The sequence below is a fragment of the Neobacillus citreus genome, assembly GCF_018343545.2.
Classification (GTDB): Bacteria; Bacillota; Bacilli; order Bacillales; family Cytobacillaceae; genus Neobacillus; species Neobacillus citreus.
The window spans coordinates 55816-65798 of sequence record NZ_JAGYPE020000005.1 but is presented as its reverse complement, the minus strand read 5'-3'; the positions used below and the strand labels follow the sequence as shown (position 1 = coordinate 65798).

9 protein-coding genes are annotated in these 9983 nt (G+C 38.2%); 6 read left to right on the top strand and 3 right to left on the bottom strand.

Annotation, left to right across the window (positions count from 1 at the left end):
* Positions 1 to 325: 325 nt before the first annotated feature.
* Positions 326 to 1696, top strand: a complete 1371-nt coding sequence (locus tag KHB02_RS04800; protein WP_213146236.1) for a DJ-1/PfpI family protein — start codon at positions 326 to 328, stop codon at positions 1694 to 1696.
* A gap of 121 nt (positions 1697 to 1817) precedes the next feature.
* Entirely contained in the window at positions 1818 to 2324 is a 507-nt protein-coding gene (locus KHB02_RS04795; RefSeq protein ID WP_213146237.1) for a hypothetical protein, read from the top strand.
* Positions 2325 to 2382: 58 nt separating this feature from the next.
* Here KHB02_RS04795 and KHB02_RS04790 read toward each other — a convergent pair whose 3' ends face one another.
* From KHB02_RS04790 to KHB02_RS04780, 3 genes are all read right to left on the bottom strand, one after another.
* Positions 2383 to 3003, bottom strand: coding sequence for an NAD(P)-dependent oxidoreductase (locus tag KHB02_RS04790; RefSeq protein WP_213146238.1), 621 nt, complete (start codon positions 3001 to 3003; stop codon positions 2383 to 2385).
* A gap of 339 nt (positions 3004 to 3342) precedes the next feature.
* Complete coding sequence (locus KHB02_RS04785) at positions 3343 to 4245, bottom strand: YVTN family beta-propeller repeat protein (RefSeq protein WP_213146239.1); 903 nt, start codon at positions 4243 to 4245, stop codon at positions 3343 to 3345.
* Between the two features lie 245 nt (positions 4246 to 4490).
* Entirely contained in the window at positions 4491 to 5495 is a 1005-nt protein-coding gene (locus tag KHB02_RS04780) for a DUF3231 family protein (protein ID WP_213146240.1), read from the bottom strand.
* A gap of 402 nt (positions 5496 to 5897) precedes the next feature.
* Here KHB02_RS04780 and KHB02_RS04775 point away from each other — a divergent pair, with 402 nt between their 5' ends.
* The 4 genes from KHB02_RS04775 (at position 5898) to KHB02_RS04760 (ending at position 9905) form a co-directional block, all read left to right on the top strand.
* On the top strand, positions 5898 to 6542 hold the full coding sequence (locus KHB02_RS04775; protein WP_213146241.1) for a GntR family transcriptional regulator: 645 nt from the start codon (positions 5898 to 5900) through the stop codon (positions 6540 to 6542).
* A gap of 50 nt (positions 6543 to 6592) precedes the next feature.
* On the top strand, positions 6593 to 7792 hold the full coding sequence (locus KHB02_RS04770) for a CaiB/BaiF CoA transferase family protein (protein WP_213146242.1): 1200 nt from the start codon (positions 6593 to 6595) through the stop codon (positions 7790 to 7792).
* A 63-nt stretch (positions 7793 to 7855) separates the two neighbouring features.
* A complete protein-coding gene (locus KHB02_RS04765) occupies positions 7856 to 8758 on the top strand; it encodes a hydroxymethylglutaryl-CoA lyase (RefSeq protein WP_213146243.1) in 903 nt (300 codons plus the stop codon).
* A gap of 88 nt (positions 8759 to 8846) precedes the next feature.
* On the top strand, positions 8847 to 9905 hold the full coding sequence (locus tag KHB02_RS04760; RefSeq protein ID WP_213146244.1) for a TRAP transporter substrate-binding protein: 1059 nt from the start codon (positions 8847 to 8849) through the stop codon (positions 9903 to 9905).
* Positions 9906 to 9983 lie beyond the last annotated feature (78 nt).

Here is a 9983-nt window from a genome sequence, read left to right as displayed (position 1 = left end):
CATTAAAAAATAGAACGGCTGCCTGGATATTGAACCGAAGTTTAATTTTCAGGCAGCCGTTTTTATATAAAATAATTGTATAAATACAATAATTGTGTATTGACAATTGATAAAAATGTTTTATATTTGTATATATACAACATTTACGATTAAGCAATTAAATGAAGGATCTTGGTTATAAAATCAACAGCAATAAAATTGGTCTAGTCTGGCGATGTAACTGGAAAATTTGAATCATATTGTCTTGCGAAGGCGGGTGTTTATTTAGATGGAGTAGTGTTCTAAGTGAAAAAAATAAAAAAATATTAATCAGAGGAGAATTAAAATGAAGTTATTATTACGCGTAGTTGTTTATGTAATGACATTCGTTATATTTTTTGGAGGGATTGGTGTGTATGGATATATTCGCACCAATCAGGAATATTGGAATCCTGCTCGACAAACACCAATCCCTGCTTTACAACGCGTGAGTGTGCCGGAATATAATCCAAAAAAACCAACAGTAGCTGTGATTTTATCCAATCAGACCACCGAAGTGTTTGATTTTATGGTTCCTTATGAAATGTTTGCGATGACTGAATCTTATAACGTGTATGCAGTTGCTCCAGACAAAAATATGAAAACACTCTCTGGGGGTTTGGATCTGATTCCGCACTATTCTTTTGATGAACTGGATCGATTATTAGGAAGAAGTCCAGACCTTATTGTAATCCCCGCCATGCCCATAGTTGACGAAGTAAAGTATAAACCTGTCCGGGAATGGATTCGAAAACATTCTGATACAGAATTGTTAAGCATATGTGCTGGAGGGTTGAATCTGGCGGATACAGGTCTATTAAAAGGGAAAGAAGCAACAACTGACTGGAAAAGTTTTGATTATCAAGAAGTTAATAAATATCCTGATACAAAGTGGAGAAGGGATTTGCGTTATGTAGTAGACGGGAACATTGTTTCTTCAGCTGCTATTACTTCTGGAATCGATGCCGTCCTCTATGTGATTTCAAAGCAATTAGGCGAACCAATGGCGGAGGAAATAGCAAATAAGATCCATTACCCTTCTTATCATTTCGTGAAAAATCCAAAGGTAGATCCATATTATGTGGATGGAAGTGAATTGATTTATACGTTCAACACAGCATTCCAATGGCACAAAAAAACAGCAGGGGTATGGTTGTATGATGGGATGGATGAGGGGGCGCTTACCACGATTTTTGATACTTATGCAAATTCTGGAACAACAAAAATCTACACCGTCTCAAATGCCAAGCAGCCTATTGTTACGAAGTATCACCTTAACCTAGTTACCCGATATCACATGTGGGATGTGCCGAAGCTAGATCGAATGTTCGTTCCGGGGGAAGAAGCGAAGTCTTTAGCTGCAGAAGAAGTCAAGGATTGGAACGTAAGGGGTAACAAAGTAAACCTCGAGTTTATTCACAGCGGCTACTCAGACAGATTTATGTTTGATGTTACACTCGAAGATTTAGCGAAGCAAGAGGACGTCCTAACCGCTAAATATGGTGCCAAGCGAATAGAATATCGTGCTGAAAATCTAAAATTCCAAGGCAGTCCGTTTTCCTATGAATCTTTCGGGATACCAGTTTTAATCAGTTTAGCTGCAATACTTACAGCTTTCTTTATTGATAGACGATTCTTTCGAAAAGAGAAGAAAGGGCGTCAAACAATAGCACTTTGATGAGTCGAAATCTTCGCTTTTTATGTATCTTATTGTTGGTACATTGGTTTATGTAGATACTATTTTTTATCTCAAAGTTTCCCGAAATCTTGTTGCGCATAAATACTGGGAGGGTTATCTCATGAATTCTTTTCTTTTGAATTGGGCAATATTTATTTTTATGGCTGGCCTTATCCTATCTTTGCCACTTGGAGCGGTATTTTACTTGAAAAATAGTCAGCTTAACGATTTTTTTACGAATCCGAGAAAACTTAAAGCGGCACATTTGGATTATATTATGCAATCATTTTCGATAGGTTTGGTCTTCCTATTAGAATTTACTATGAATATTAAATTGCCTATATATATGGTTATTCCTTTAGCATTTGGAACGTTTTGTAACCCGTTTATTTTTTTATTAGAAGCCACTCCATTATATAAAGCAGCCGTTAGCAAAATCATTTATCAAATACTTAAAGTCATAAGCCCTGCATCCTTATTTTTTGCTTGGATTGCCATTATGATTACATCCTTGCCTGCTTATATTTCTTGGCTGCTGCTATTTTTCACACTTATGCTTGGATTAGGAATCATAACAAATAAAAAGAAACTTGCCCTCATTACAAAGGGTACTCAATTAAAAAAATGAAATTATTGACTTTTTCAACAAACTAGTTAATCCAATATGAAAGTGTATAAGAATATTATTAGTAGGCGATACCTACACGTGATTTTTTATAATCGCTTGCTTCTATCTGTTTAAAGGTAAATTCTGCTGTATCCGGTACGGATATTTCAGCCCCACCCTCCGGCAAAAAGTCTCGCTCTATTCGATATCTGCCTACCCTTTCTCCATCCGGCAAGTACGTAGGACAGACAATCGTCCAATCGAGTATTGATTGTTTAAGCAATTCGTAAACTTTATGATGTTCTTCCGCTGCACGAGTTGATTTACGCTTGGATTCACTGGACTGATAACGCAATAAATTTGGCGTGGTTCTACTTTGCAGGATACCTGCAGTTCCTATAGTTATAATTCGTTGTATACCTTCGTTTTCCATTGCTTCGATAATAAATAGCATACTTTCTGATAGAGTGGTAGTGCCATCAGTATTTAGTGCACTAATAACTACATCAATCCCATGCATTGCACGTACGATATCATCTTTATTTAAAACATTCCCTTGAATAATGGTTAAATTTTGATTATTAATTTGAATCTTCTCTGGATTGCGAACTAATACAGTAACATGATGTTTGTCATGAAGGGCATAAGTCACTATTTGACTTCCAACTCGTCCAGTTGCACCTAAAATTAAAATATTCATAAGAATGAGGCTCCTTTTGTGTCTTGTTCAACTAACGGTGGCCGCGAAGATGGTGCTTCGATGGCAACTCTTTTTTATTGTTAGGGTAGCATGGTTCAAGAAGAATTTGTTATTAAATGTATCTAACATAAAAAAACACTAGATATTTTGTTAGATGAAAACGTAAAGCCATGTCCAGCTATAGCCAATGATAGGGAACTGAACAAAAATAACAGAAAAGAGTTTGGAAAAATGAAGTGACCCAATAAGTAACCTCTATAGTAATTAGACCAACTCGTTTTGTTAGGACTAAGTGAGGTCAGACCCCGGATTTTGTCCATTTGTGGGTCTGACCTTTATTTAAACCGGAAAAACGGCAATACCAGCAGGAGCGTCTCCGACTTTAATCGTATCAATTACTTTTTGGCGTTTAATATTAATCACGGAAACCGTGTCTCCGAGGTTATTAATAATATAAGCGAATTTGTTGTCCTTTGTTATTGCGACAAGAACTGGGCCATCGCCAACTGTTATTGTTTTTATGACCTTATTCTTTTTAATGTCAATGACAGAAACCGTGTCGTCACCAAAATTAGTGACATACGCTAATTTATTGTCAGGCGTAACAGCAGCTCCAATAGGTTCATTTCCCACTTTGATTGTTTTCACGATCTTTCGTTTTTTAGTATGAATAACTGACACTGTGTTATCAAGTCTATTGGTGATATAGGCAACTTTTCCATCGTTAGTAAATGCGATCTGGTCTGGACCTTTGCCAGTTTTTATCGTTTTAATTACTTTACGGGTTTTCTCATCGATTATTGTTAGTGTATTGCTGTTGAAATTAACAACGTAAACTTGACTGGGACCTTTACCGGGCAACACATTAACCCCACTAGGATTGTCACCCACTTTAATAGTAGCTAGGAGTTTTTTACCCTTTAAATCCAATACTGAGACAGTATCATCAGCTGCATTCGTAACATAGACAAATTTTTTTGAGGTACTAACATCGGTTGGAAGCCTCCCAACTTTGGTTGTGCGAATAACTTTATTTTTTTTTCTATCAATCACTTGAAGGGTGTTATCGTTCATATTTACAACATAGACAAATTTGCCGTTGGGTCCGACTGTGATCTCCCAAGGCTTATCACCTGTTTTAATAGTCTTAATAACTTTTTTTGTTTTCGTGTTAATAATCGATATTCTATCATCCCCAGAATTGGATACGTAAACAAGGTGTAAAGGAGTTTTACCACGCAAAGGGATTCACCACCTTTTATACATTCTTAGTAATGTATCCTATTCGATTTGCTGCTTTATAGAAACGGCTTATATCTTTATTGATTTTGTTTTTTTATTTCCGGTTCAATCCATTTTAGGACTTTTTTACAAGAAAGGGCTTTGTTCCTGAGCCTCGAAATCTATCTTGTGCTAACTGGGCATTTAGTAGAAGAATGCTCTTCTAAAAAGAAAAATGCCCAACCGATGTGGAAGGGCATGTTTTGTCATTTTTCTTTTGCAATTTCTGTTCTATTAGGTGCAAGTGGAGGTTGTTCTAGCCATTTATTTTTCACCATAATATTAAACCAGTTTTTTGTCACCATTAGATTTTGTAAAATAGTTGCTTCATAAGTGGTCACGAGGTCCGTTCGCATGGCTGTTGCAAGACCTGCCCCATGATAGGTTTGTGCAATTTGAAACAAAAATCCCATGTGGTACATTAATAACTTATCAGAAAATGGAGAGTCTGTTGAAATTGTTACTTCAGTTTCCATTGATTTTGGAACTGGTAAGTTATCAGCTTGGAGTATTTTTGCCAATGCTTTTATTTGTCCATCAGCCGTTTTCTCAGAATCAGTTAAAAATTTTCTAACTTCTTTGGATTCTGCTACCTGGCTGAATGCAATAGAAAGGGTTTTAGCCATTATACTTTTTTTCAGGTTAAAAGAAATACTAATGATTTCTGTAGCAGCAAGAGTTCTTCCCTTTCCAAAAAGACCATCTTTGAAATCATTGCTGGTAATAAATTGAGGGTGTTCATATGCATAGAATAATGGGTCTCTCTGAAAAAGCCCTTTTTCAAGCAATAATTCAATCGTTTGGTGATACATCTTTTTTGCATCATGGTCACAGGAGTCGTAAAAGTCCCTTAAGTCTTTTCTAACAGAAATGCTTAATGCAGTGATATGTCCTAATAATCCATGTAAGGTCATAATGTGTAAATAATTCAGGCAGAAAGCATCTGAAAACAATCTCTGTTTTCCTGCATGCAGGTCTGATTCATTAAACCCAATTGGGACTGGAAATCCCTCATTCTCAAAAAAAGTGATCATTTGTGTCTTTTGTTTTTCAAATGTCTTGAGAGCATCGTGAAAAATCGCCTTTATTGCTTCATCTTCAATAATTGAGTACATATATTTATTTATTACGTCTACCGCTGTTCCGTTTACATATTCACCCCACAAAGAACCAATTTCAGAAGATGTAAGTTTTAACTGTTCAGTATCCATATTTTCACCTCCCATGTATGTATTATTTCCCAATTTCAGTTGCGATATGTTTTCCTAGTTTTTATGTGACAAGAGAACCGTCCCTATGCATCATTTGCAACAATTGGTTTATTAAAAGCTAAAGAATAAGCGCAAATGATCTCCACCTTTAATCAGGACGGGGATTATTTACGTTTATTTTTATAAATGTAGACATATTCCTCATTCCTGGCATTAGTAAACACGGCTTCCGATTTTTGGGGTATTTCTATCAACTTTTGTAGGCTATTTTTTTGAAAATTGTATTCAGAAAATATTAAATATACTGATTGTTAACCGTTGACAGTTAACCGAAATTGTCTTACTATTAAAAATAGTTTGAGAAAACGCTTGCAAAGTGGTTTAGAAAGGGGGGCGCTTTCATTGGAATCGATTGTTAGAGATACACTAAATACCCAAATCTATCAAATATTAAAGAAACGTTTATTGGAAGGTGACTACATTCCTGGTGATAGATTGGTAGAAGCAAAACTTGCGGAAGAATTCGGTACCAGCCGCGGACCGGTGCGTGAGGCTTTAAAAATCCTTATTCAAGATGAGTTGCTTGTGCAACAGGGGAACGCCATACATGTGTTCAGCCCTTCAACATCCGATATGATTGATATTTATCAAGTTCGGCAGCAAATGGAATCGCTCGCAGCTAAATTAGCTGCACAAAAAATTGAATCCTCAGAATTAGAGGTGCTTGAAAAGATCGTTGAAGAAACTAAAGCAGCATGGTTAAAACAGGATAAAAATCATGTAGTGGAACTGAGTATCAAATTTCATGAGATGATCCTAAAGGCATCCGGTAACCGCCAGCTAATTTCCTTAACAAATATGATTCGGGATAAAGTGACCTATCTAAGGAACAGTGTGGTGAGAGAAGCCATGCAGGATGAGAGCCCTATCGAAGAACATTCACGCATCCTTTCAGCACTTAAAGAAAGGGATGGGGATAAAGCTGCAGAGGTAATGCTTGAACACATTGAGCATGACCTAAGGGCACTTATATCACTTTATAAGTAGAAATCTTCTTTAGCTTTAAACAGATTGAGACTATGGGGGGATGAATACATATGGGAAAAAAAGCGTTGGAAGGCTTAAAAGTGCTGGAAATGGGACAGCTAATTGCAGGTCCATTTGCCTCTCGGTTGTTAGCTGAATTTGGTGCCGAGGTTATAAAAGTCGAACCTCCCGCTAAGGGTGATCCAATCCGAGAATGGCGGGTTATGGAAAACGGTACAAGTCTATGGTGGTATGTTCAATCCAGAAATAAAAAGTCCATTACCATTGACCTGAAGCACCATGAAGGACAAGAGCTGATACGCGGACTGGTGAAAGAAATTGATATTTTAATAGAGAACTTTCGCCCAGGAACATTGGAAAAGTGGGGTCTCGGATACGAGGAATTAAAAAAAATTAACCCAGGTCTGGTTATGATTCGGGTGTCCGGGTATGGACAGGATGGTCCATACAAAGATAAACCGGGGTTTGGATCGATTGGGGAAGCAATGGGAGGTCTTCGCTATATCACGGGATATCCAGATCGTCCGCCGGTACGAGTAGGTGTAAGTCTTGGAGATTCCTTGTCATCGCTTTATGCGGTGATCGGTGCATTAATGGCGGTTTACCATCGTGATGTGAATGGTACGGGTGAGGGGCAGGTAATTGACGTTGCCCTCTATGAATCGGTGTTTAGTTTAATGGAAAGTATTCTTCCCGAATATGATCGTGCAGGATTGATTCGGGAAAGATCGGGAAGTATGCTGCCGGGGATTACACCATCGAATACATATGTTTGTTCGGATGGAACGTATATCGTTATTGGTGCGAATGGAGATGCCATTTTTAAAAGGCTTATGCATGCAATGGGACGAGAGGACATTGCTAAGGATCCGCGCTATGAAAACAATGCCAAACGATCTGAACATGCTGCATTCTTAGACGGTCTTATCGAAGAATGGACGAAAAGTTTGCCATTCGAGGTAGTAAAAGAAAGTTTAGATAAAGCGGGGGTCCCGGCGGGTTCCATTTATTCTGTGGAGGATATAGTAAATGACCCGCATTATCAAGCCAGGAAAATGATTCAGGAAGTAGCCGTTGATGGTCTTGGCATGTTGAAGATGCCCGGAATTGTACCAAAGATGAGTGAAACCCCTGGTGAAATCCAGTGGGCAGGACCAGAATTGGGGCAGCACACCGATGATGTTCTTGGCGGAAAGCTAGGCATGACTGAAGAGCAAATAAAGGATCTAAAAGCAAAAGGGGTTATTTAAGAGAAAAACAATCCCATCCAATTGAAAAAGCTTGGAATTTCTAAAAATAAGAGGGGGTGTCTTATGAATCTTCCGGATAAAGTAGAAATAATTGAAGTCGGACCCAGGGACGGGATTCAGAATGAATCTAATTTTATCCCGACCGAAAAGAAAATAGAGCTAATCAATGCACTTAGCAAAACTGGAATCAAACGGATGGAAGCAGTTTCTTTCGTTCATCCGAAATATGTGCCGCAAATGAAGGACGCAAAAGAAGTTCTAAACGGCATAGAAAAAAGCCCTTCCGTTCAATATATGGCGCTGATTCCTAATGAGAAGGGATATGACCGGGCGATAGAAAGCGATGTGCATTCACTATCACTGGTAGTAGGTGCAAGTGACAGCTTTAATTTAAAAAATGTAAAAATGAGCCGGGAGCAATCTATTACTAATCTTGCAACGGTAATCAAAAAAGCAAAAGCAAATGATATTTTTATCCGCTATAGTATTGCAACTGCTTTTTGGTGCCCGTTTGAGGGAAAAGTAGATGCTGATCTGGTTCTCAAAATGGTCGAGGAAGCAGAAATGCTCGGTGCAGATGAAATTGTTCTTGCCGACACCATTGGAAGAGCAAATCCAAAGCAGGTCTTTGAGTTATTTCAGGCTGCCCTTTCATTAAAAACAAAAGCAAGTATTTCTGCTCATTTTCACGATACATATGGCCTGGCACTTGGAAATGTTATGGCTGCCTTAGAAGCAGGGGTCACTCGGTTTGATGCTTCGATCGGCGGTCTTGGCGGGTGTCCATTTGCCCCTGGTGCAGCTGGTAATGCGGCAACAGAGGATCTTGTTTTCATGATGCATGAAATGGGCATTGATACGGGAATTGACTTCGAGCAGCTTCTAGCTTGCATCGAATTACTGAAACCATATACTAATCGGGAATTGACGGGTCATCTTCATAAAGTAAAAGGTTGCCAATCCTAAATAGAGGGACACAATAACTGAACACGATAGGAAGAACAGGGGATTTTGAGAGATTTATATTTAAATATTGAGAGGGAAGGGATGTAAAATGAAAAAGGTAATTTCAAGTTTTCTAGCCTTAATTTTATTAATGGGAATTTTGACAGCTTGTGGGGGAAAGGCAACAAATCAAGCAGCTCCTGCAAAAGGGGAAAAAGCTGAAAGCAACAGCGGCGTAGACGGGTACGAAGAAGCTACCATTCGTTTAGCGTACAATCTTCCTCAAGACCATCACATTTCTGTGGGTATTGAAGAATTTGCAAAAAAGGTTACTGAAAAATCCGGCGGTAAGGTAAAAGTGCAAGTATATCCAGCTGGACAGTTGTTAAGTGATAAGGAAATGAACCAGTCGATCCTGACAGGCGGGGTAGAGATGGGATTAAACTCGTCAACACTTTGGGCTTCGACCGTTCCTGCCATGGGAATCTTTGACGTCCCTTATGTTTTTCATGATTATGACGCTGCTGGTAAAGCACTTTCAGGTGAAATGGGTAACAAACTAAAGTCTGCTATGGAACAAAAGGGTGCAAAGGTATTATTATTTGCTGACTATGGTTACGCTCAATTTGCTAATAATGTTAGACCGCTTAAATCGCCTGGAGATTTTAAAGGCTTAAAGATCAGAAGTATTGGCGAAATTCCATCAGAACTAATTAAAGCATATGGAGCTTCTCCAGTGTTTATGGGCGCTGGGGAAGTTTATATGGCATTACAGCGCAATACAGTTGATGGTGCAACATCTGGAACAACTGCGATGCTTCAAAGAAAATATGATGAAGTGGTTAAATATTTAACCATTAACAATTATGCATATTTGGAGTTTATTTTAGCCGTTAATAAAGGCTATTGGGATAAGCTTCCTGCCAAAACACAAAAGTTAATTGAGGAAACTGCCGCCGAAACAGAACAATCGATTCGTGAAAAAGCAAAGGCTGAAGATGCGAGAACTGCTAAAGAACTAGAAAAGAAGGGTGTAGAAGTTTACGTTGTTCCTAAAGAAGATCTAAAAGTTTGGAAGGACGCGGCTAAACCAGTATATGATATTTTCGAAAAACAAGCCGGAGATCTTGGTAAGGAACTTCTAGACCTTGCTGAAAAACAAAACTAAATTAGTAGAATTATATAATCACCTGGGAGGACATGTCTCCCGGGTGAATTTTTAAATAATGTCGTTTCTGACATAGTT